The sequence below is a fragment of the Streptomyces sp. NPDC012637 genome, from assembly GCF_042954805.1.
Classification (GTDB): domain Bacteria; phylum Actinomycetota; class Actinomycetes; order Streptomycetales; family Streptomycetaceae; genus Streptomyces.
The window spans coordinates 258,639-280,745 of record NZ_JBIBDS010000004.1 but is presented as its reverse complement, the minus strand read 5'-3'; the positions used below and the strand labels follow the sequence as shown (position 1 = coordinate 280,745).

General features: G+C 70.1%; 19 protein-coding genes, 1 tRNA gene and 1 pseudogene. 12 read left to right on the top strand and 9 right to left on the bottom strand.

The window, feature by feature from the left end; translation table 11 throughout:
* Positions 1–47 precede the first annotated feature (47 nt).
* Complete coding sequence (locus ACFY8W_RS18275) at positions 48–581, bottom strand: EF-hand domain-containing protein (RefSeq protein ID WP_391106018.1); 534 nt, start codon at positions 579–581, stop codon at positions 48–50.
* A 520-nt stretch (positions 582–1,101) separates the two neighbouring features.
* Between ACFY8W_RS18275 and ACFY8W_RS18270 the strand changes: the two genes are divergently transcribed.
* From ACFY8W_RS18270 to ACFY8W_RS18260, 3 genes are all read left to right on the top strand, one after another.
* Positions 1,102–2,493, top strand: coding sequence for a DHA2 family efflux MFS transporter permease subunit (locus tag ACFY8W_RS18270; protein WP_391106016.1), 1,392 nt, complete (start codon positions 1,102–1,104; stop codon positions 2,491–2,493).
* 137 nt (positions 2,494–2,630) lie between these two features.
* A complete protein-coding gene (locus ACFY8W_RS18265; protein ID WP_391106014.1) occupies positions 2,631–3,524 on the top strand; it encodes an alpha/beta fold hydrolase in 894 nt (297 codons plus the stop codon).
* A 66-nt stretch (positions 3,525–3,590) separates the two neighbouring features.
* Positions 3,591–5,156, top strand: a complete 1,566-nt coding sequence (locus tag ACFY8W_RS18260) for an AMP-binding protein (protein ID WP_391106012.1) — start codon at positions 3,591–3,593, stop codon at positions 5,154–5,156.
* Between the two features lie 192 nt (positions 5,157–5,348).
* Here the strand turns inward: ACFY8W_RS18260 and ACFY8W_RS18255 are convergent, their stop codons facing one another.
* The 3 genes and pseudogenes from ACFY8W_RS18255 to ACFY8W_RS18245 form a co-directional block, all read right to left on the bottom strand.
* Positions 5,349–5,492, bottom strand: coding sequence for an excalibur calcium-binding domain-containing protein (locus ACFY8W_RS18255; protein WP_391106010.1), 144 nt, complete (start codon positions 5,490–5,492; stop codon positions 5,349–5,351).
* Between the two features lie 50 nt (positions 5,493–5,542).
* Positions 5,543–5,749: pseudogene (locus ACFY8W_RS18250) on the bottom strand (hypothetical protein); the annotation flags it as partial.
* Positions 5,750–5,790: 41 nt separating this feature from the next.
* On the bottom strand, positions 5,791–6,384 hold the full coding sequence (locus tag ACFY8W_RS18245; protein ID WP_391106008.1) for a WHG domain-containing protein: 594 nt from the start codon (positions 6,382–6,384) through the stop codon (positions 5,791–5,793).
* Positions 6,385–6,464: 80 nt separating this feature from the next.
* Here ACFY8W_RS18245 and ACFY8W_RS18240 point away from each other — a divergent pair, with 80 nt between their 5' ends.
* Entirely contained in the window at positions 6,465–7,379 is a 915-nt protein-coding gene (locus ACFY8W_RS18240) for an oxidoreductase (RefSeq protein ID WP_391106006.1), read from the top strand.
* 541 nt (positions 7,380–7,920) lie between these two features.
* Positions 7,921–9,195 (top strand): peptidoglycan DD-metalloendopeptidase family protein, encoded by a 1,275-nt coding sequence (locus ACFY8W_RS18235; protein WP_391106004.1) that lies wholly within the window; start codon positions 7,921–7,923, stop codon positions 9,193–9,195.
* Positions 9,196–9,284: 89 nt separating this feature from the next.
* Here the strand turns inward: ACFY8W_RS18235 and ACFY8W_RS18230 are convergent.
* Positions 9,285–9,355 (bottom strand) — tRNA-Gly (locus ACFY8W_RS18230).
* Between the two features lie 416 nt (positions 9,356–9,771).
* Between ACFY8W_RS18230 and dcd the strand changes: the two genes are divergently transcribed.
* Complete coding sequence (gene dcd, locus ACFY8W_RS18225) at positions 9,772–10,347, top strand: dCTP deaminase (RefSeq protein ID WP_137988410.1); 576 nt, start codon at positions 9,772–9,774, stop codon at positions 10,345–10,347.
* A gap of 12 nt (positions 10,348–10,359) precedes the next feature.
* Entirely contained in the window at positions 10,360–10,857 is a 498-nt protein-coding gene (locus ACFY8W_RS18220; RefSeq protein ID WP_391106003.1) for a phosphoribosyltransferase family protein, read from the top strand.
* Positions 10,858–10,932: 75 nt separating this feature from the next.
* On the opposite strand, the gene ACFY8W_RS18215 is transcribed toward ACFY8W_RS18220, so the two are convergent.
* Complete coding sequence (locus tag ACFY8W_RS18215) at positions 10,933–11,802, bottom strand: YIP1 family protein (RefSeq protein WP_391106002.1); 870 nt, start codon at positions 11,800–11,802, stop codon at positions 10,933–10,935.
* A 215-nt stretch (positions 11,803–12,017) separates the two neighbouring features.
* Here ACFY8W_RS18215 and ACFY8W_RS18210 point away from each other — a divergent pair, with 215 nt between their 5' ends.
* Positions 12,018–13,052 (top strand): hypothetical protein, encoded by a 1,035-nt coding sequence (locus ACFY8W_RS18210; RefSeq protein WP_391106001.1) that lies wholly within the window; start codon positions 12,018–12,020, stop codon positions 13,050–13,052.
* 190 nt (positions 13,053–13,242) lie between these two features.
* Here ACFY8W_RS18210 and ACFY8W_RS18205 read toward each other — a convergent pair whose 3' ends face one another.
* Positions 13,243–15,507 carry a heterodisulfide reductase-related iron-sulfur binding cluster gene (locus ACFY8W_RS18205; RefSeq protein ID WP_391105999.1) on the bottom strand — a complete coding sequence of 755 codons (2,265 nt, stop codon included), beginning with the start codon at positions 15,505–15,507 and terminating at the stop codon, positions 13,243–13,245.
* 141 nt (positions 15,508–15,648) lie between these two features.
* Positions 15,649–16,365: a sugar transferase gene (locus ACFY8W_RS18200; protein WP_391105997.1), complete on the bottom strand. Its 717-nt coding sequence runs from the start codon at positions 16,363–16,365 to the stop codon at positions 15,649–15,651.
* 214 nt (positions 16,366–16,579) lie between these two features.
* On the opposite strand from ACFY8W_RS18200, the gene dnaK reads away from it, so the two are divergent.
* From dnaK to ACFY8W_RS18180, 4 genes are read left to right on the top strand one after another with little or no spacing between them, the layout of a single operon-like run.
* Entirely contained in the window at positions 16,580–18,424 is a 1,845-nt protein-coding gene (gene dnaK / locus ACFY8W_RS18195; RefSeq protein ID WP_391105995.1) for a molecular chaperone DnaK, read from the top strand.
* Positions 18,424–19,050, top strand: coding sequence for a nucleotide exchange factor GrpE (gene grpE, locus ACFY8W_RS18190; RefSeq protein ID WP_391105993.1), 627 nt, complete (start codon positions 18,424–18,426; stop codon positions 19,048–19,050). Before dnaK ends, grpE begins: the two co-directional genes overlap by 1 nt.
* A gap of 33 nt (positions 19,051–19,083) precedes the next feature.
* On the top strand, positions 19,084–20,265 hold the full coding sequence (gene dnaJ, locus ACFY8W_RS18185; protein WP_391105991.1) for a molecular chaperone DnaJ: 1,182 nt from the start codon (positions 19,084–19,086) through the stop codon (positions 20,263–20,265).
* Positions 20,266–20,269: 4 nt separating this feature from the next.
* The gene (locus tag ACFY8W_RS18180; protein WP_391105989.1) at positions 20,270–20,719 is read left to right on the top strand and encodes a heat shock protein transcriptional repressor HspR; all 450 of its coding nucleotides are present in this window, start codon (positions 20,270–20,272) and stop codon (positions 20,717–20,719) included.
* Positions 20,720–20,791: 72 nt separating this feature from the next.
* Here ACFY8W_RS18180 and ACFY8W_RS18175 read toward each other — a convergent pair whose 3' ends face one another.
* A complete protein-coding gene (locus ACFY8W_RS18175; protein ID WP_391105987.1) occupies positions 20,792–21,814 on the bottom strand; it encodes a helix-turn-helix transcriptional regulator in 1,023 nt (340 codons plus the stop codon).
* Positions 21,815–22,107: the final 293 nt, after the last annotated feature.

Sequence of the window (22,107 nt, the reverse complement as noted above, 5' to 3'; positions counted from 1 at the left end):
TCCCGGGGCCGACTTCGCCGCCCCGGGACCGCTGCCGACGGGCCGTGTCAGACGGCCGTGGCGGCCACCAGCTGGTCGCCCGGGATCCCGGCCTTCTCCGGCGCGTAGTACTCCTTGATGCCGGCGGCCCAGACCGTCACGGTGATGCGGTCCTGGGAGTCCGGTCCGAACGCGTCGAAGAGGGCGTTGATGTTCTTCTCCTCGAAGCCGATCGCCGTCATCAGCGATACGAACAGAGGGCGCTCGATCAGGCCGTCCCCGTCGGGGTCGCCGAGCCGGGCGAGGGCCTCGGCGAACTCGGCGACCGTGGGGCCGAAACGCTCGGAGTCGAGGACGAACGGACGGAACTCCTCGACGGTGACCACACCGTCGCCGTTGGCGTCCAGTTCGGTGGCCAGCGTCGTCCAGTAGCGGCGGAACGCGGCTCGGACGGCGGCCTTGGCATCGTCGTCCGATGCCGCTGCCGCCTTCAGAACGCGGTCCGTCATGAGCTCGAAGTCGTCGGAGTCGATGACTCCGTTGCCGTTGGCGTCGAAGAGGGAGAAGACCAGCTCGACCCGCTGGGCGGCCTCGGTTCGCATGTCCGTCACCTGTCATCCGTGGCCCGTCGGTCCCGGGCCCTGGCTCAATGCGTGCTCCTCCGTAACCGGGTGAGGGGAAGAGGTGTGACGGCGGGGCGGCCTCCGCTACCGGAAGGAGTGAGTGCGCAGACAACCAGTTCGGGCGCGTCGGAGCGGGCACATCCGATCCGGTGAGGTCCGCCTCCACGCGGTTTCTCCGGCTCGGCCGCACGCCAATGCCACGCGAATGGCACGCGAACCCCGAGAGGTCTGGACAGCAAACAGGCCCCAGGTACGGGATCCAGCGGTAGCCGGTGGACGAGCGACCGCCCCGGTGCCAGTGGGCCGACCGCAGCCCGGGAGTCCGGCGTCCGGCGCCGGGGCGGGCGGCCCGTGACGGCGTCGGTCTTCTGATCGTTGTCGGGGCGCATCCTTTCCACGGCATCGGTGGGCGCCCTGCCCTTCCTTCTCTGCGGCCGTCTTCTCTGCGGCTTTCCGATCCCGAGGGCTGGAGCGAATCCGTGTCGACCGAGAGGGCCACATGCCCAAGGAGCGCCTTGATCCCGCCCTGCTCAGGCTGTGCGGCGTCCTCGCTGTCGGTGCCTTCGCTCCGCTGCTCGACAGCACGATCGTCTCCGTCGCGGTCGACGCCCTCGCCGACGACCTCGGTGCCCCGACGACGACCGTGCAATGGGTGAGTACCGCCTATCTGCTGGCGTTCGCGATGGTCATGCCGGTGAGCGGCTGGGCCGGAGACCGGTTCGGGACGCGGCGGGTCTGGCTGGGCGCGCTGGTCCTGTTCTCCGTCGGCTCGCTGCTGTGCGCCTGCGCCTGGAGCACCGGGTCGCTGGTCGTGTCCAGAAGTGTGCAGGGGGCCGGTGGGGGACTGATGATGCCGGTCCTGCAGACCATCGTCATCCGGGCCAGCGGCGGCCGACAGGTCGGGCGGCTCGTCGCGCTCGTCTCGTTGCCGGCTCTCCTCGGCCCGGTCCTGGGGCCGGTGTTCGGCGGGCTGCTGCTCGGGCATCTCGACTGGCGCTGGATCTTCTACGTCAACCTGCCCGTCTGCGCGCTCGCACTGGTCCTCGCCTGGCGAGGTGTGCCCCCGGATCCCCGGCAGCGGGCTTCCCGCCTCGATGTCGCGGGGCTGGCGCTGGTCTGCCCGGGCCTGACCGCGCTCGTGTACGGGCTCTCCCAGTGCGGCGGCCAGGACGGTGCGGGAGGAGGGCGGGTACTCCTGCCGATGGCGGCGGGAGCCGTCCTGGTCGCCGCGTTCGTCGGACGGAGCCTGCGGAGCAGCGCGCCCCTCATCGACATGCGTCTGTTCCGGCTGCGCTCCTTCACCGCGACGTCGGTGCTGATGTTCGTCGGCGGTTCGACCATGTACGGCGGGATGTTCCTGCTCCCCCTGTACTGCCAGCTCGTCCTCGACAAGGGCGTCGTCGCCACCGGTCTTCTGCTCGTTCCGCAGGGCGTCGGCGCGCTGGCGGCGCGGGTGGCCGGCGTGCTCACCGACAGGATCGGGCCGCGTCCGGTCGTGGTGACCGGCCTGCTGCTGAGCGCGGTCGCGACGTGGCCCTTCGCCGCCTCGGTGGGTGAGGGCTCGGTCCTTGCTGTCGCTCTGTTCCTCCGTGGTCTTGGTACGAGCGCCGTCAACCTCGCCGTCACGGTCGGTGCCTACCAAGGATTGGAGGACTCCCAGGTCGCGGACGCCAGCACCACGACGCGCATCCTCCAGCAGCTGGGCGGCTCCTTCGGCATCGCCGCCCTCGCCGTCCTCCTGCAGCGCGGTGGCCACACCGCCACGGCCTTCGCTCACGCCTTCGGCCTGACGACCGCCCTCGCCCTCTGCGCCGTCATCGCGGCGGCACTGCTGCCCGGCCACCGAGCCGCGGCCTCGGCGTCTCTGGCGACAGCCGAAGGACGGCCCTGACGGCCCTCTGCCGCCGGCCCCTTCCGACCCGTCCGACCAGCCGGCGGCCGGAGGGTTCCGGACAGGCCGCGCGTACGGGACCGGTCAGATGATCACCCATCGCGTGACCAATACCCGCACGTCCCTGTTGACCGGGCATGAACATTGAGAGGATCCGTCACCTCACCTTCGACGGCTTCGGCTACCGGTGCCGGATCGTCGAGAACGCCGCTCCCGCCACCGAGCCCGTCGTCGTGCTCGGCGGGGCTTTCCAGGACATGTACGCCTACCAGCGGCTCGAAGCGCGCTGGGCGGCGTCCGCGACCGTCATCAGCGTGGACCTGCCGGGATCGGGCACGGCCGATGTGCTGCCCGCCTCGTACGACTTCGACTTCCTCACCGGCGCGCTGGCGGACCTGCTGGACCGGCTGGGCCTGGCCCGGGTGAACCTCTTCGGGGCCTCCTACGCCATGCCGATCGCCTACGGCCTGGCCCAGAGGCATCCCGAGCGCGTCGCCCGCCTGGCCCTGGTGGGCGCCGCTCCCGTCTACCCGCCGGACCAGCGCGCCGCGCTGCGGACGATGGCCGACGCCCTGGAGTCGGGCGACGCCGGCGCCTACGCCCGTATGAGCATCGCGGCCCTGTTGTCCCCCGCCGAGCGGGACGTCCACAAGCGCGCGGTCGTCACCCGCGTCCTCGCCCGCACGATGGGATCGGTCACGCAGGCCGACATCCCCCGGCATCTCGCCTCGACCTACCGTGTCATCGACTGGCAGGGGCTACGGCCCGGGGGCCTCCGGGACGTTCCGGCGCTGGTCTTCACCGGTGAACACGACAGCCTCACCCACCCCGACCTCGGGCGCGAGGTCGCCGCGACGATTGCCGGAAGCGTCTTCACCCTGATCCGGGGCGCCGACCACCTCTGCCATCTCGAACGGCCGTCGGAGATGTCCCAGCTGCTGGATCGCTTCTTCACCGATCAGTCCCTCGACGACCTGCCGTACCTCACGCCCGTCGAACACCACGCCAGGCCGGCCGCCCTGGTCCCGTGACGGCTCCTGGGGCCCCACCACCAGTCCGCCGCCGCACTCCTGCCGCCCATCTCCCAAAGGACACAGATGTCCGACCTCCGGCCCGAGACGGCCGTGACGCCCGACTCAGCCGACCACGGCTTCGTCACCTACACGGACGCCCTCCTCCACACCCTGGCGCGCCATCCCGCCCTGCCCGTGATCATCTGTCCCGACCGTCGGCAGATCACCGCGGGCGAGCTGCGCGACAGCATCCACCGGCTCGCCCGAGAGCTGATCGCGCGCGGCGTCCGGCCGGGGCAGACCGTCTCCCTGCTCACCGGCAACACCCCTCAGGCGCTCGTCGCGCGCTACGCGGCCAACCTGGCCGGGGCGCGCGTGACCCCCCTGTACGACGGGCTGAACACGGACGCCCTGGCGCACCTGGTGGTCGTCGCCGACACCGAGCTGCTGCTGGTCGACCCGACCCGGTACGCGGACCTGGACCGGCTGAAGCCGCTTCTCCACGTGCCGATGCTGGCGACGCTGGGCCCGCATCCGTACGCCGACGACATCTGCGCGGCGGCGGCCGGGCAGCCGTCGGAGCCCGTCACCGTGCCCGTCGGCGCGGAAGACGACTGGTGCATCCGCCACACCGGCGGCACCACGACCGGGCTGCCGAAGAGCCTGCAGATGAAGCACGGCCCGTACCGCCGCACCCTGGACCACCTGTGCCGCCCCACGGACACGCCGCCCCGCTACCTGGCGTGTACGCCGCTCACGCACCTCGCGGGCCTCTGGGCGGACGTGGCGCTCCTCCAGGGCGGCTCCGTCGTCCTTCAGCCGGCCTTCGATCCCGGCGAGGTCCTCGCGGCGATCGAACGCGAGCGGATCACCCGGCTGTTCCTCCTGCCGCCTCTCCTGCACCGGCTCCTCGACCATCCCGCGCTGCCCGCCACCGACACCTCCAGCATCCGGCAGGTCACCTACGGCGGCAGCCGCGCGTCGACGGCCAGGCTGCGGCAGGCCGAAGGCGTCTTCGGCAAGGTGCTGCACAGCTGGTACGGACAGAACGAGACGCTCGGGCTCACCGAAGTGGGCCCCGAGGAACACGACCGCGTCGGCCGGCAGGGACAGATCACCGTCGGCCGCGCCATGCCCGGCGTCGAACTCCGCATCGTCGACCGGCACGGCGGCGTCCTCCCGACCGGCGGCGAAGGCGAGATCCACGCCCGCGCCCACACCGCCATGAACGGCTACTGGAAGCAGCCCGACCTGACCGCCCGCGTGCTGCGCGACGGCTGGGTGCGCACCGGCGACGTCGGCTACCTCGACGACGACGGCTACCTCTTCCTCGCCGACCGAGGTCACGACACGATCACCGTCGACGGAACCCAGGTCTATCCCAGCGAGATCGAGGAGGTGCTGACGGCCCACCCCGCCGTCGCCCAGTGCGCCGTCTTCGGCATGCGTCATGACGACACGTCCGAGCACGTCCACGCCGCCATCGTGCCCGCCCGCGGCCACAGCACCGACCTAGACGAGCTGCGCCGCTTCGTCGCCGCCCGCAAGGGCGGTCTCCATGTCCCCCACACGTTCCACGTCCTGAAGGCCATCCCGCTCAGCGGCATCGGCAAGCCCGACAAGCACGCACTCCGCCGGGCACTCTCCTGAGCGGCGGCGCCGCAACGTAGGGAGGACGAGGCAGCTCCTGCCGCTGAAGAGGAGCGGGCTCAGACGGAGGGCATGGCAGCCTCGGAGAGATGTCGACAACGACGAGGCCCTGGTCTCCGACCAGGGCCTCCCGCAGCCGATGCCCGTAGGCGACCAGCCGTCCGGGGGCTGGGGGCGCCGAGAACGTGTGCGTCATGGTGGATACGTTTCGCAGGCCACTCCGTCCCCGTCTCGGTCGAGGTGCGGAGCGTATCCGGGCTCGTCCTTGTGGATGGGTGTGGCGCCTGCGGCTCGCGTGCGGACACGCCACGAGTCCGCCGCATCCGGATCGGGCACGTCGCCGCCTCGGAACGCGCCGCTTCCTCGGCGTGTTCGGTGCCAGGCGGTCAGTCGTCGGGCGGGCCTTCCGCTTCCTGAAGTCTCTCGGCGATGTCGTCGGCCCACTCCTGGGCCCACTGGCGCAGTTCGATGGTCTGATGGCTGTCGAGTCCGTACGCGGCGAATTCGGTGTCGTCGATCCAGTCCGCCCCGGTGAGCCGGGCCTGCAGGTCGGAGAGGCCGAAGCTGTCACGGGCGTGGCGGCGGCCGAGCTCTCGTCCCAGGGGCTGGGCAGTGCCCTGGGGCGACGCGGGCTCTATTCCGGCTCGCAGCCGCGCAGGATGGACATGATCACGTCGTCCAGCCCGTGCTCAAGCACGTCCGGGGGCAGTGTGCCGCTGACCGTGAGAACGGCGTAGCCGTGCAGCGCGGCGAAGACCGGCAGGGCGACGCGCTCCACCGCGCCCTCACGCGCCTCGCCCCGACGTTGCCCGTCGCTGATCAGCTCCAGGAGCTGCTCTGACCAGCGGTGGGCACTTGCGCCCAGTGCCTGTGACGCCTCCGGGCTGTGCTTGACGGCGAACATCAGGTCCAGCAGGGCGGCGTTGTCCACGGCGAAGCCCACATAGGCGCGGGCGGCACTGGCCAGCCGCTCGGCGAACCCCTCGCCGACGCCCTCCTGGGAAGCAGTGATGGCGTCGGCGAGCCGCTCGAATCCGGTCACCGCCAAGGTGTCCAGAAGGTCCTGCTTGGTCTTGAAGTGGCGGCTGGGCGCGGCAGGGCTCACCCCGAGGTCGCGGGCCAGCTCCCGCAGGGACAACGAGCCCGCTCCCCGCTCGCGCAGCGTCTCCTCGGCGCGGGTGAGCAGCGCCGCGCGGAGGTCTCCGTGGTGATAGGGGCGGTTCTTCACCCCTTCACCCTAGCCCGTTCGTGAACGGTGCCCACATTGTTGCCATTGCATACATTGTGGGCATCGCCTACATTGCTTTCATGGCACAGAACAAGACCCCCCAGTCCTGGAACACCGCTGACATCCCCGACCAGACCGGCCGCACCGCCGTCGTGACCGGCGCCAACAGCGGCCTCGGCCTCGCCACCGCCACGGCCCTGGCCGCCGCGGGCGCCCACGTCGTCCTCGCCGTACGGGACACCGAGCGCGGCGAAGCCGCAGCGGCGACGGTGAACGGCAGCGTGGAGGTCCGCCGCCTCGACCTGGCCGACCTCGCCTCCGTGCGCGAGTTCGCCGACGCCTGGCACGGCGACCTGGACCTGCTCATCAACAACGCCGGCATCATGAACGTCCCCGAGGGCCGCACCAAGGACGGCTTCGAGACCCAGTTCGGCACCAACCACCTGGGCCACTTCGCGCTGACCAACCTGCTGCTGCCGTATATCACCGACCGCGTGGTGACTCTGACGTCCCTCGCGCACAAGTCCCCGGGCAGCCCGCGCATCCGGTTCGACAACCTCGACCTGACCGGCGAGTACAGCCCGAGCCCCGCCTACAGCCAGTCCAAGCTCGCCAACCTGCTCTTCACCCTGGAACTCCAGCGGCGGCTCATCGAGGCGGGCTCACCCGTACGCGCCCTCGCCGCGCACCCCGGCTGGGCCGCCACCAACCTCCAGGGGCACGACGCCAGCCCACTGCGGCGCGCCCTCATGCGCCTGGGCAACCGGCTGATCGCCCAGGACAGCCGGGCCGGCGCACTCCCCACCCTGTACGCCGCCGTCCAGGACCTCCCCGGCGCGAGCCTCGTCGGCCCGGGCGGCATGTTCGAGACCCGCGGCGTCCCGACCCTGGTCGGCCGCTCCCCGGCGGCCGCGGATCCGGAAGTCGCCCGACGCCTGTGGACCGTCTCCGAAGAGCTGACCGGCGTCACCTTCCCCGCGGCTGCCGCCGTGTGACGGGCGACTCGGCTCGACCGTGCGACGTATGGCACGCGAACGGCACGCGGGCCCCGACAGGTCTGGACAACACAAAAGCCCCAGGTCGCTGGCCTGGGGCTTTGCTATGGAGCGGATGACGGGAATCGAACCCGCGCCATAGGCTTGGGAATCACCGCTGCTCAGGCCTCCATACGGCCTCTGAGCTGCGGAGAAGTCCCTTCTTCGGGCCTGCCGGGAGGCTCTGCTCGAACCCGTGGTGACCGCTGTTCACCGCCCTGAGGGGCACGGATGGGGCACGCACCAGCCCCTGGGGGAGTCCGCGGTCATCCGAGCGGGACCGCTGCCCACGGGCCGTCACGAACTCGGCGCTCGACAGAGGCCCGAAGGATCCGCGAGGCGAGGCTCGGCGGGTCGGTGCGGCTGGACGGGTGTAGTTCGGCACCTGCCTCCGGCGCTGTGCGCCGGGAGCGCCGCGGCGCCGGATTACATGGGCCTGCGCCTCGGCGCGGGGCGTGCCGGTGCCCTTCGCGGTCCCGGACCCGACGACTGGAAGAGCACCATGGCAGAGCGCCACCCTCGCAACCGCACCGGCCGCGGCCCGCTACGTCGCGGGCTCGCCGCCGCCGTGCTCGCGGTCGGCATGCTGACGGCTTCAACGACACCCGGATACGGCACCGGCGAAGCCGCGCCGGTGCCCGGCCCCCAGTTCACGCCGTTGACGGCGGCCGTGATGACCGAACCGGCACCGTTCGACGCCACGGACGGCAAGACGCACCTCTCGTACGAACTGCTCACCACGAACGCGCTGCCCAGCAGCGCACGAGTGCGGCTGGACCGTGTCGAGGTCCGGGACGCTCGCACACACCGGGTGGTGGGTTCGCTGAGCGGGCAGGCGCTGGCCGATGCCGCCAACCCGGTGGGCGACCCCCTGCCGGGTGCGGACGGGTACACGCCGGCGCCGCCGGGGCCGACGCCGACCGTGATCCCGGGCTCCCAGCAGTGGGTCGTCTGGATCGACCTGGCCCTCGACCGCGGCCAGCGGGCGCCCCGGGTACTTGAGCACCACCTCTCCGGCGCCGTCCTCACCGCCTCGGGCTCCTCCCCGTTCGAGGAGACGGTCCAGATCACCCCGACCGACCGCACCGCGCCGCTGAACCTGGACGCGCCGGTCCGCCCCGGCACCTGGTACTCCAGCGAATCGTGCTGCGGCAACACCCACCACCGCCGCGGCCTCGGACCGATCAACGGTCGCTTCTACGTGCCGCAGCGCTTCGCGATCGACTGGTACCGGGTCGGCGAGCAGGGGCAGACCTGGGAGGGCGACCCCGCGCGGCTCACCAGCTACCTGAGCTACCGACAGCCCGTCGTGGCGGCGGCCGGTGGCCGAGTGGTGGAGGTCCAGGACGGGATCCCGGACAACACGCCGCCCGTCACGCCGCCGGTCCCCCCGATCGAGGAGACCGTCGGCAACCACGTCACCGTGGAGGTCGCGCCCGGCCGCTACCTCCTCTATGCGCACCTGAAGCCCGGCTCGCTCAGAGTCCGGGAAGGCGACCACGTCGAACCCGGCCGGGTCCTCGGGCTGATCGGCAACAGCGGCAACTCCACCACGCCGCACCTGCACTTCCAGGTGATGACCACGCCCGAGTTCTTCCCGACCGACAGCCCCCCGTTCACCTTCCGGAAGTTCCGCGTCGTCGGACACGTCGAACCCCGGCTCTGGGACGACAACCTGGGCCTGCAGCCCACCGGCGTCCTTCCGATCACGCCCTCGCCGTACGACGGACCCCACCGTGCGCGCTACCCGCTCGACCGCGAGGTCCTGGAGTTCTGACCCCCCGGCCGACCCCAGCGGTACGCGATACCTGAAGAGGCATGGACGACGACGAAGGCCCTGGTCAGAGACCAGGGCCTTCGTTCAAGAGCGGATGACGGGAATCGAACCCGCGCTATAAGCTTGGGAAGCTCATGTTCTACCATTAAACTACATCCGCAAACGCCGCCGAAGATCGATGCGGCATCGTTGCACACTGTACCCCATCCGGCACGCGAGGCGAAGCGCCCCTCGGAGGAGAGTGCGGGTGGGGTGTGGTCGGAGTGCCCTCCCCTGCCTGCGGGTGCTGATCCCCTAATGTGGCTGTCTCGTCCACCACTTGTCGGGGAAGGGACTTGATGGGTTCGATGGAGCGCACCGTCGTCCGTTGTGCCGAGGGGCACGTGTTCAGTACTGCTTCGTTTCCGCTCGCGCAGCTCGGTGCCGGGCGGATCGGGCCCGCGCGGCTGATCCGGTGTCCACGGTGTGCGCGGCTGCGGCACGCGGTGCCCGTGGAGCTTGAGCGGCGCTGACGAGGGAAAGGGCGTGGAGTCTCCCGATTGGGGGAGCTCCGCGCCCTCTGCGTATCGTGGGAGCGTGCTTCTCTCAGACAAGGACATCCGGGCCGAGATCGATGCCGGGCGGGTGCGCATCGACCCGTACGACGAATCCATGGTGCAGCCCTCGAGCATCGACGTGAGGCTTGACCGCTTCTTCCGGGTGTTCGAGAACCACCGCTACCCGCACATCGACCCCGCCGTCGAGCAGCTCGACCTGACGCGCGAGGTCGAGCCGGAGGGCGACGAGGCGTTCATCCTGCACCCGGGCGAGTTCGTGCTCGCCTCGACCTACGAGGTCATCACGCTGCCGGACGACATCGCCTCCCGGCTGGAGGGCAAGAGCTCCCTCGGGCGGCTCGGCCTCGTCACGCACTCCACCGCCGGGTTCATCGACCCCGGGTTCTCCGGGCACGTGACCCTCGAGCTGTCGAACCTCGCCACCCTGCCGATCAAGCTCTGGCCGGGGATGAAGATCGGCCAGCTGTGCATGTTCCGGCTCAGCTCGCCCGCGGAGCACCCGTACGGCAGCGAGCGGTACGGGTCGCGCTACCAGGGCCAGCGGGGGCCGACCGCCTCCCGCTCGTACATGAACTTCCATCGGACCCAGGTGTGAGGCGGTAGCCGCATGAGTGACGTACGCGAGAACCTGACGTACGAGGGCTTCGGGCGCGCCGTCCGCGAGCTCGCCCAGACCATCGCCGACGACGGCTACGAGCCCGACGTCGTGCTGTCGATCGCCCGTGGCGGCGTGTTCGTCGCCGGCGGTCTGGCCTACGCCCTCGACTGCAAGAACATCCACCTCGTGAACGTGGAGTTCTACACCGGCGTCGGGACCACCCTGGAAATGCCGGTCATGCTCGCGCCCGTTCCCAACGCGATCGACTTCTCCGACAAGAAGGTCCTGATCGCCGACGACGTCGCCGACACCGGCAAGACCCTCAAGCTCGTCCACGACTTCTGCGTCGACCACGTCGCCGAGGTCCGCTCCGCCGTCATCTACGAGAAGTCGCACTCCCTCGTGAAGTGCGAGTACGTGTGGAAGAAGACGGACGAGTGGATCAACTTCCCCTGGTCGGTCGAGCCGCCCGTGGTCAGGCGCGAGGGTCAGGTTCTCGACGCCTGAGGCCGCCTGAGACCCGAGAGAGAAGGCCCCCACCCTCGCGGGTGGGGGCCTTCCTCGTAGGTCGTCCGTCCGTTCTTACAGCGTGCCCAGCTTGATGAGGCTCAGCAGCGCCACCAGCTGGATCGCCGACGCGCCCAGCGCCTTCGGCCACGGCAGGTCGTGGGAGCGGCTCACCATCAGCGTGAAGAGCGCGCCGGCCGCCAGCCAGGTCGCCCAGCCGAGCACCTGGACCAGGACGTTCTCGCCGCCCAGGAAGAGCGCGAAGACGAGGCGCGGCGCGTCGGTGATCGACATGATCAGCATGGAGAGGCCCACCGTCGGCTGCCACGAGCCGTCGCCGCCCAGCTGGCGGGCCAGTGTGTGGGTCACCGCGCCGAGGATCAGTCCGCCGACGACGAAGCCGAGGCCGGTCATCAGGACGTACGGGATCGCGGTGGACAGTGTCGCGTTGATCGCCTCTTCGCGCGCCTGGTCGAAGCCGAAGATCGCCAGGAGCCCGTAGAGGAACGTGACGACCAGCGCCGGGCCCCACACGGCGTGGTCCCGCATCCGCAGGAAGGTGTCCGCCGGGCGCAGCACGATGCCGCTCAGGAGGGCCTTCCAGGGCAGCCGCGGGCCCGTCGGGACGACGGGTGCCGGACCGTCCTGGTACCCGCCGCCCTGGCCGTACGGGTCGTCGTGGACGCTGAAGGCCTGGGTGTGGCCCGGGTTGTTCGCGGCGTAGTGCTGCTGCGGGTGCTGCTGCTGCGGCGCATGGGGGTCGCCGAAGTACTCCGGCTCGCCGTACGGCGCCTGGCCGCCCTGCTGCTGCGCCCACTGCTGCTGCGGCGGGTACTGCTGCGGGTACGACGGCGGCGGCGCGTTGTACCCGTACGGCGCCTGCTGCTGCGGTTGTTGTTGCGGGGGGCCGCCGGCCCGGCCGCGTCCGTTCCTGAATCCAGCCACGTCATGAACGTACCCGGTCGCGCTGTGCGCTCGCGCCTTACGGGGATTGTGCGGCAGAGCTGTGACATCCCCTAGGGGGCGTGGGGGAGCCCGGAGGGGGTTACGGGGCCGCCGCTCAGGCGTGTGGGCTCCGTTACAAATCCGACGGAATGCCCACACATGGGATCCCTACCTTGGATTTGTCGCCGAACAAGTCAGGCAAAAGGAACTTTCCCATGCGAATCGCCCGTCGGACTCTCCGTACCGCAGCCATCGCCACCGGCACCGTCGCCGCGCTCTCCCTCCCGGCCGCCGCCTTCGCCGACGACAGCCCGGCGCCGCACGGCGACCAGCAGGTCACTCAGGACCGGACGCAGGACCAAGCGCAGGACCGGGCGCAGGACCGGGGGCAGGACCGGACCAGTCCCGGCACGGGCGACCAGGAGCAGGGCAACCCCGACCGGGGCGACCAGGGGCGGCAGGACACCAGCGACCCCGTCGTCGGGCGGATCTTCGTCCAGTCGTACAAGCTCGCCGACGGCTCCGTCGCCAAGGTCTACATGACCACTCCGCAGGACTACCAGGCCGAGATCTGGGCCGGCGGCACGCTGCTCGACACCCTCACCACCTCCGGCCGGCCCGCCTACGGCGAGAACAACGGCCTGCACGTCGTCCTGAACCCCGACGGCACCGTCCGTTCCTGGACGGACGAGGTCCCGACCCCGAAGCCGGACCCCAAGCCGACCCCGAAGCCGGGCCCGAAGCCCACCCCGAAGCCCGCCCCGAAGCCGAAGCCGACCCCCAAGCCCGCCCCGAAGCCCAGGCCCGCGCCGCACCAGGCCGACGCGCGCGTCACGCTGCCCGACGGCGAGGTGGCCAGGCTCTACAAGAAGGGGCCGCGCGTCGAGCTCCGCTTCGGCTCGCTCACCCCCGAGCACCGGACCCTGAACCACAAGGGCTGGACGTACAAGCTCGTCCCGCAGGGCAAGGGTGCCTACCGCTTCGTCGTCATCGACACCCCCAGGCAGGGCGGCGACAGCTGGGTCTACGACTTCGACGGCAGGCTCGTGCGCGAGTACGCCGCTCAGAAAAAGAGCACCGTCGTCGTGCCCCGCGGCACCGTCCCCAAGGGCGCCGTGAAGGCCGGGGCCGAGAACGTCTCCGACGGTACCCATGAGGCCGCCCTCATCGGCGCGGGCGGCGGCATGGCCGCTCTCGGTGCCGCCGGGCTCGGCTTCGCCCTCTTCCAGCGCCGTTCCCGCCGGAGCTGAGCCACGAGAGGGCCGCGGCAGGGAGAACGGAGAGGGCCGCAGCACGGACAGCGGAGAAGGCCGGAGCACGGAGAACGGAGAAGGCCGGAGCACGGAGAACGGAGAGGGCCGAGCGCGGAGAACGGAGAGGGCCGCCCCGCGATCACGACGATCACGCGGGGCGGCCCTCTCCGTCACGTACGAGCGGCGCTCAGGCCGCCGGCTCCGGCTCCGGCTCCTCGGCCGTCTCCTCCGGCTCCGGGTCGACCGGCGTCTTCACCGAGTCGAGCAGCAGCTGGGCGACGTCCACCACCTGCAGGCTCTCCTTCGCCTTGCCGTCGTTCTTCTTGCCGTTGACCGAGTCGGTCAGCATGACGAGGCAGAACGGGCAGGCGGTGGAGACGATGTCCGGGTTCAGGGACAGGGCCTCGTCGACGCGCTCGGTGTTGATGCGCTTGCCGATCCGCTCCTCCATCCACATCCGGGCACCACCGGCGCCGCAGCAGAAGCCGCGCTCCTTGTGGCGGTGCATCTCCTGCTGGCGCAGGCCGGGGACGGCCGACATGATCTCGCGCGGCGGCGTGTAGACCTTGTTGTGGCGGCCCAGGTAGCACGGGTCGTGGTAGGTGATGAGGCCGTCGACCGGGGTCACCGGGATCAGCTTGCCCTCGTCGATGAGGTGCTGGAGCAGCTGGGTGTGGTGGATGACCTCGTACTCGCCGCCGAGCTGCGGGTACTCGTTGGCGATGGTGTTGAAGCAGTGCGGGCAGGTCGAGACGATCTTCTTCGCCGACTTCGGCTTCTTGGTCGACTCGTCCTCGTCGTCCTCGCCGAACGCCATGTTCAGCATCGCGACGTTCTCCTGGCCGAGCTGCTGGAACAGCGGCTCGTTGCCCAGACGGCGCGGGGAGTCACCGGTGCACTTCTCCTCGCCGCCCATGATCGCGAACTTGACGCCCGCGATGTGCAGCAGCTCCGCGAAGGCCTTGGTGGTCTTCTTGGCGCGGTCCTCCAGGGCGCCGGCGCAGCCGACCCAGTAGAGGTAGTCGACCTCGGTGAGGTCCTCGACGTCCTTGCCGACGATCGGGACCTCGAAGTCGACCTCCTTGGTCCACTCGACGCGCTGCTTCTTGGCCAGGCCCCAGGGGTTGCCCTTCTTCTCCAGGTTCTTCAGCATCGTGCCGGCCTCCGACGGGAAGGCGGACTCGATCATGACCTGGTAGCGGCGCATGTCGACGATGTGGTCGATGTGCTCGATGTCGACCGGGCACTGCTCGACGCAGGCGCCGCAGGTGGTGCAGGACCACAGGACGTCCGGGTCGATGACGCCGTTCTCCTCGACGGTGCCGATCAGCGGGCGCTCGGCCTCGGCGATGGCGGCGGCCGGGACGTCCTTCAGCTGCTCCTCGGTGGCCTTCTCGTTGCCATCCATGTCCTTGCCGCCGCCCGCGAGCAGGTACGGGGCCTTGGCGTGCGCGTGGTCGCGCAGCGACATGATGAGGAGCTTCGGGGAGAGCGGCTTGCCGGTGTTCCAGGCGGGGCACTGCGACTGGCAGCGGCCGCACTCGGTGCAGGTGGAGAAGTCGAGGATGCCCTTCCAGGAGAACTGCTCGACCTGGGAGACGCCGTAGACGTCGTCCTCGCCCGGGTCCTCGAAGTCGATCGGCTTGCCGGCGGAGGTCATCGGCTGCAGCGGGCCGAGGGCGGTGGAGCCGTCGGCGTTGCGCTTGAACCAGATGTTCGGGAAGCCGAGGAAGCGGTGCCAGGCCACACCCATGTTGGTGTTGAGCGAGACCGTGATCATCCAGGTGAAGGACGTGACGATCTTCAGTGCCGCGAAGAAGTAGGTGAGGTTCTGGATCGTGCTCAGGTCCAGCCCGTCGAGCAGCGCGATCAGCGGGTACGAGGCGAAGAAGCCCGGCTCCCAGCCCGTCACGTGGTGCTGGACGCCCTCGAGCGCGCGCAGCGTCATGATGCAGACGCCGACGATGAGGATGACGGCCTCGACGAAGTAGGCCTGGCCCGTCTTGGAGCCCGCGAAGCGGGACTTGCGGCCGGCCTTGGTCGGCTTGCTGAGCTGGCGGATCACGATGAGCGTGACGATGCCGAGGACGGTCATCAGGCCGAGGAACTCGGTGAAGATCTCGTACGGCAGCCAGTCACCGATGATCGGGATCAGCCAGTCGGCCTGGAAGAGCTGGCCGAAGGCGTTCACGATCGTGAGCAGCAGCGAGAAGAAGCCGACGGCCACGAACCAGTGCGCCACGCCGACGACGCCCCAGCGGTTCATCCGGGTGTGGCCGAGGAATTCCTTGACCAGCGTGATGGTGCGCTGCTTGGGGTCTCCGGTGCGCGTGCCCGCGGGAACGGGCTGGCCGAGCCGCACGAAGCGGTAGATCTGCGCGATGGCGCGGCCGAACAGCGCGACGGCCACCACCGTGATGACGATCGACACGATGATCGCGGCGAGTTGCATGACGGGCTCCTCGAGCGGGCCTCTGCTTCGGGCCTACTAAGCGGTAACTTATTGAGTCCGTGCCGAGATTACCGGTTCGCGCGCCCGCACTGTAGCGGAGCTCACGGTGATCTGTGTCGCTCAGGCAACCCTTGCCGTGGCTCAGGCGGCCCTTGCCGCAGGAACCGGTGTCCGGGCTGCTGCGCGACGTTTACGGACTGCTGGAAGCGTACGCGCCAGGATCGTCAGATCCATGCCCAGCCAATGATGGTCCACATAGTGGAGATCGAGCAGCTCACGCTCCTCCCACGGCAGCTCCGAGCGCCCGCTGATCTGCCACAGGCCGGTGATCCCCGGCCGTACGGACAGCCGGCGCCGCCCGTCCCCGGTGGACTCCCGGTGGCCGGGCGCCAGCGGGCACGGTCCCACCAGCGACATCTGGCCCCGTACGACATGCAGCAGGAGGGGCAGGTTCGCGAGCGGGCTCTTCGTGCGGAAGGTCAGCATCGTGAAGGTGCGGCCGCCACGGCCCGCGACCGGGCGGCGGCGCAGGATCCCGCGGGTGCTGCTGGTGCCGAGGGTGACCGAGAGGGCGACGGCGGCGAGCAGCGGGGAGAGCAGGAGCAGGAGCGCGAGCCCGCCCAGCACGTCGAAGGCGCGCTTCACCACGGAGGCCCGCCTCGCTGCGGAGCCGGGCTTCACCATTGAGGTCTGCTTCGCCATTGAGGCCCGCTTCACCAATGCGGTCCGCTTCACCATCGAGGCCTGCCCCACCATCGAGGCCCGCCTCACCAATGAGGCCCGCTTCATCGCGGAGGCGCGCCTCATCGAGAAGGCGCGCTGCGCCGCGAGGGCGCGCTTCACCGTCATCCCCGTCATGCGCGAGCACCTTCCGACGAGAATCATGGGATATGTCCGGACTCTCTCACGCGGGAGCCGTCGGGAGGGGAACCGACGCGCCCTGACGGCCCGTCCATTGAGTGCCGAGCGAGCGAAGAGTTGAGTCGCCTCCACTCAGGTCTGTTGACTCCGGTCCGGCCCTCGTGCATCCTTGAGTCAGTTCCACTCAAGTCAGTCAGCTGGAGGAATCGAAATGGCACGTGCGGTCGGCATCGACCTGGGCACGACTAACTCCGTCGTCAGCGTTCTGGAAGGCGGCGAGCCCACCGTCATCACCAACGCCGAGGGCGCCAGGACCACGCCGTCCGTCGTCGCCTTCGCCAAGAACGGCGAGGTGCTCGTCGGCGAGGTCGCCAAGCGTCAGGCGGTCACCAACGTCGACCGGACCATCCGGTCCGTGAAGCGCCACATGGGCACCGACTGGAAGATCGAGCTCGACGGGAAGAACTTCAACCCGCAGCAGATCTCCGCCTTCATCCTCCAGAAGCTGAAGCGCGACGCCGAGGCCTACCTGGGCGAGAAGGTGACCGACGCGGTCATCACCGTCCCGGCGTACTTCAACGACTCCGAGCGCCAGGCCACCAAGGAGGCCGGCGAGATCGCGGGCCTCAACGTCCTGCGCATCGTCAACGAGCCGACCGCCGCCGCCCTGGCGTACGGCCTCGACAAGGACGACCAGACCATCCTCGTCTTCGACCTCGGTGGCGGCACCTTCGACGTGTCCCTCCTGGAGATCGGCGACGGCGTCGTCGAGGTGAAGGCCACCAACGGTGACAACCACCTCGGTGGTGACGACTGGGACCAGCGCGTCGTCGACTACCTGGTGAAGCAGTTCGCCAACGGACACGGCGTCGACCTGTCCAAGGACAAGATGGCGCTGCAGCGTCTGCGCGAGGCGGCCGAGAAGGCCAAGATCGAGCTGTCCTCCTCCACGGAGACCACGATCAACCTGCCCTACATCACGGCCTCCGCCGAGGGCCCGCTGCACCTGGACGAGAAGCTCACCCGCGCCCAGTTCCAGCAGCTGACCGCGGACCTCCTGGACCGCTGCAAGACCCCGTTCCACAACGTCATCAAGGACGCCGGCATCCAGCTGTCCGAGATCGACCACGTGGTCCTCGTCGGCGGCTCGACCCGCATGCCGGCCGTCGCCGAGCTCGTCAAGGAGCTGACCGGCGGCAACGAGGCCAACAAGGGCGTGAACCCGGACGAGGTCGTCGCCATCGGCGCCGCCCTGCAGGCCGGTGTCCTCAAGGGCGAGGTCAAGGACGTCCTGCTCCTCGACGTCACCCCGCTGTCCCTCGGCATCGAGACCAAGGGCGGCATCATGACCAAGCTGATCGAGCGCAACACCACGATCCCGACCAAGCGCTCCGAGATCTTCACGACGGCCGAGGACAACCAGCCGTCCGTGCAGATCCAGGTCTACCAGGGCGAGCGCGAGATCGCGGCGTACAACAAGAAGCTCGGCATGTTCGAGCTGACCGGCCTTCCGCCGGCCCCGCGCGGCGTCCCGCAGATCGAGGTCGCCTTCGACATCGACGCCAACGGCATCATGCACGTGACCGCGAAGGACCTGGGCACGGGCAAGGAGCAGAAGATGACCGTCACCGGCGGCTCCTCGCTGCCGAAGGACGAGGTCAACCGGATGCGCGAGGAGGCCGAGCAGTACGCGGAGGAGGACCACCGCCGTCGCGAGGCCGCCGAGACCCGCAACCAGGGCGAGCAGCTCGTCTACCAGACCGAGAAGTTCCTCAAGGACAACGAGGACAAGGTCCCCGGTGACGTCAAGACCGAGGTCGAGGCCGCCGTCGCCGAGCTGAAGGACAAGCTCAAGGGCGAGGACACCGCGGAGATCCGCACGGCCACCGAGAAGGTCGCGGCCGTCTCCCAGAAGCTCGGCCAGGCGATGTACGCCGACGCGCAGGCCGCCCAGGGTGCCGCCGGCGCCGAGGGTGCCCAGCAGGCCGCGGCCGACGACGACGTCGTCGACGCCGAGATCGTCGACGACGAGAAGCCGAAGGGCGGCGCTGCCTGATGTCGGAGGAGACCCCGGGCTTCGAGGAGAAGCCCGACGTCCCCGCCGACGGCACGCCCGAGGAGACCGAGGCCGCCGAGTCCGCCGCGAAGGCGGACGGGGCGGCCCCGGCCGGGGACGCTACGGACGTAGCCCTGCTGGCGCAGCTGGACCAGGCCCGCACCGCGCTCAACGAGCGCACGGCCGACCTCCAGCGGCTCCAGGCCGAGTACCAGAACTACCGCCGCCGCGTGGAGCGGGACCGGGTCACGGTCAAGGAGATCGCCGTCGCCGGCCTCCTGACCGAGCTCCTTCCCGTGCTCGACGACATCGGCCGGGCCCGGGAACACGGCGAGCTCGTGGGCGGGTTCAAGTCGGTCGCCGAGTCGCTGGAGACCGTCGCCGCCAAGATGGGCCTGCAGCAGTTCGGCAAGGAGGGCGAGCCCTTCGACCCGACGATCCACGAGGCCCTGATGCACAGCTACGCGCCGGACGTCACCGAGACGACCTGCGTGGCGATCCTGCAGCCGGGGTACCGGATCGGCGAGCGCACCATCCGCCCCGCCCGCGTGGCGGTCGCCGAGCCCCAGCCGGGCGCTCAGGGCAAGGCGGAGGAGTCGGAAGACTCCGAGAAGGACACCGAGTAAGAGCCGTACCCGCACGCGGGAGGAGGGACGTCGATGAGCACGAAGGACTTCGTCGAGAAGGACTACTACAAGGTTCTCGGCGTCCCCAAGGACGCCACCGACGCCGAGATCAAGAAGGCGTACCGGAAGCTCGCCCGCGAGAACCATCCGGACGCCAACAAGGGTGACACCAAGGCGGAGGAGCGCTTCAAGGAGATCTCCGAGGCGAACGACGTCCTCGGTGACCCGAAGAAGCGCAAGGAGTACGACGACGCCCGCGCCCTGTTCGGCAACGGTGGCTTCCGGGCCGGCGGTCCGGGCGCGGGCGGCTCGTTCAACTTCGACCTGGGCGACCTCTTCGGCGGCGCCCAGGGCGGCACCGGCGGCGCCGGTGGTTTCGGCGGCGGTCTCGGCGACGTCTTCGGCGGCCTGTTCAACCGGGGCGCGGGCGGCGCGGGCACCCGTACGCAGCCGCGCCGCGGCCAGGACGTCGAGTCCGAGGTGACGCTCAGTTTCACCGAGGCCATCGAGGGCGCGACCGTGCCGCTGCGGATGTCCAGCCAGCAGCCCTGCAAGGCGTGTTCGGGCACCGGCGACAAGAACGGCACGCCCCGGGTGTGCCCGACCTGCGTCGGCACCGGGCAGGTCTCGCGCGGCAGCGGCGGCGGTTTCTCGCTGACCGACCCGTGCGTGGACTGCAAGGGCCGCGGCCTGATCGCCGAGAACCCGTGCGAGGTCTGCAAGGGCAGCGGCCGGGCCAAGTCCTCCCGCACCATGCAGGTCCGGATCCCGGCGGGCGTCTCCGACGGCCAGCGGATCCGGCTGCGCGGGAAGGGCGCGCCGGGCGAGCGCGGCGGGCCCAACGGCGACCTGTACGTGGTCGTGCACGTCGACGCCCACCCGGTGTTCGGCCGCAGGGACGACAACCTCACCGTCACGGTGCCCGTCACGTTCGACGAGGCGGCGCTCGGCGGCGAGATCAAGGTGCCCACCCTGGGCGGCCCGGCGGTGACGCTGAAGCTGCCCGCAGGCACGCCCAACGGGCGCACCATGCGCGCCCGCGGCAAGGGCGCGGTCCGCAAGGACGGCACCCGCGGCGATCTGCTCATCACGGTGGAGGTCGCGGTGCCGAAGGAGCTGGACGACAAGGCACGTGAGGCACTGGAGACCTTCCGCGAGGCGACCGCGGGCGAGGACCCCAGGGCAGAGCTTTTCCAGGCCGCGAAGGGAGCTTGAGGAGATGGAAGGCCGCCGCCGTAATCCTTACCAGCTGACCGACGAGACCCCGGTGTACGTCATCTCGGTGGCGGCCCAGCTCTCCGGTCTGCACCCGCAGACGCTGCGTCAGTACGACCGCCTCGGTCTGGTGTCGCCGGACCGCACGGCGGGCCGTGGCCGCCGCTATTCGGCCCGGGACATCGAGCTGCTCCGCCAGGTGCAGCAGCTGTCCCAGGACGAGGGCATCAACCTGGCCGGCATCAAGCGCATCATCGAGCTGGAGAACCAGGTCGCGGCGCTGCAGGCCCGGGTGGCCGAGCTGTCGTCCGCGGTCGAGGGCGCGGCGGCGGCGATGCGTCAGCGCGAGGCCCAGGTCCACGCCTCGTACCGGCGTGATCTGGTCCCGTACACCGACGTGCAGCAGGCGAGCGCCCTGGTGGTGTGGCGTCCCGGCCACAAGCGCGGCGAGTAGTTCTCTCCGAACGGCTTTCGAGGCCCCTTCCGCTGTGGCGGAGGGGGCCTCTCGGCTGTTCCGGGGGCGGCGTCAGTCGTCGCGCTGGTCGTCCTGGTCCTGTTCGAGGATGCCGGACTGGGCGATGAGGTAGCCGAGCTGGGCGCGGCTGCCGCTGCCGAGGGCGGCGGCGAGCTTGGCGATGTGGGCGCGGCAGGTGCGGACGTTCATGCCGAGTCGGCGGGCGATGGCCTCGTCGACGTGGCCCTCGACGAGGAGCTTGGCGATGGAGCGCTGGACGCCGCCTATGCCGTCCACGGAGGGCGTGTAGGGCACTTCCTCGTCCCAGGGGACGGCGTGCAGCCAGAACTGGTCGAAGACGCCCACGAGGTACTGCACGAGGCCCTCGTGGCGCAGTTCGAGGGCGACCTGGCGGTCGCTGCGGGCCGGCACGAAGGCGACCTGCCGGTCGACGATGATCAGCCGGTCGATGATCTCCTCGAGGGTGCGCAGTTCGAGCCCGTAGGGGGCCACGCGTTCGACGTAGGCCAGCGTCGCGGGGTGGTGCCGGGCGGTGTGCTGGTAGAGCGTGCGCATGCGGACCCCGCGGTCGAGCAGCGGTTCCATGCGGCGCAGGGCCTGTTCGAGGGTGTCGGGGCGGCGTCCGCTGCCGGGCTGGATGGTGAGCAGCTCTTCCGTGCACCCGCTGATGACGTGGTCCAGCGTCGCGTTGATGGCGCCGAGGCCTTCGAGCACGGTGATCGCGCTGCCGGTCGAGGATTCCCGGGTGCTCATCGCCATGAACGGCTCGAACGCGTCGGCCAGGTCGATCGCATGCTGACGCCGGGTCTGGATCTCCTGCTCGATGGGGTGTATGAGCTGGTTGAGGGCGACGGACGGCGGCACGGGGTACAGCCACTCGACGTCGTCCGGGCCGGGGCGCAGAAGGGCCAGCTCAGTGAGGCACGGTGCGGCGTCGGCTTCGGCGCGGGCGAGGCGACCCGTGCGCAGAGCGTGTGCGTACAGCTCTTTGGCCACGTCGCACAGTTCACCGCGACTGTGGTTATGTCTGGATTCGCTGGATTCTCGCCTCATTTGCACCCCCCTCAGGGTCATGAATTACAGGAACATGATGCCCGGCGCGGCTGGTGTGGGGGGCGATCGTGGGCCATCGTTTTGGACGCGGGGGGGAGGTAGTGATCAAAAGAGGTGGAGATCGGCCATGACCAGGATGGTTCGTGCACTTGGCGCCATAGCCGTTGCGGCGGCTGCTCTTGGCGCACTCGCCCTGAACGGCGAGCCCTCGTGGGAGATCCCCCCGTCGCATTCCGTGATGGCGGAGCCGAATGAGCCCTCGTGGGAGAGCACACCTGCGACCGTCGTCCTCGCATCTCCCGGTGAGCCGTCCT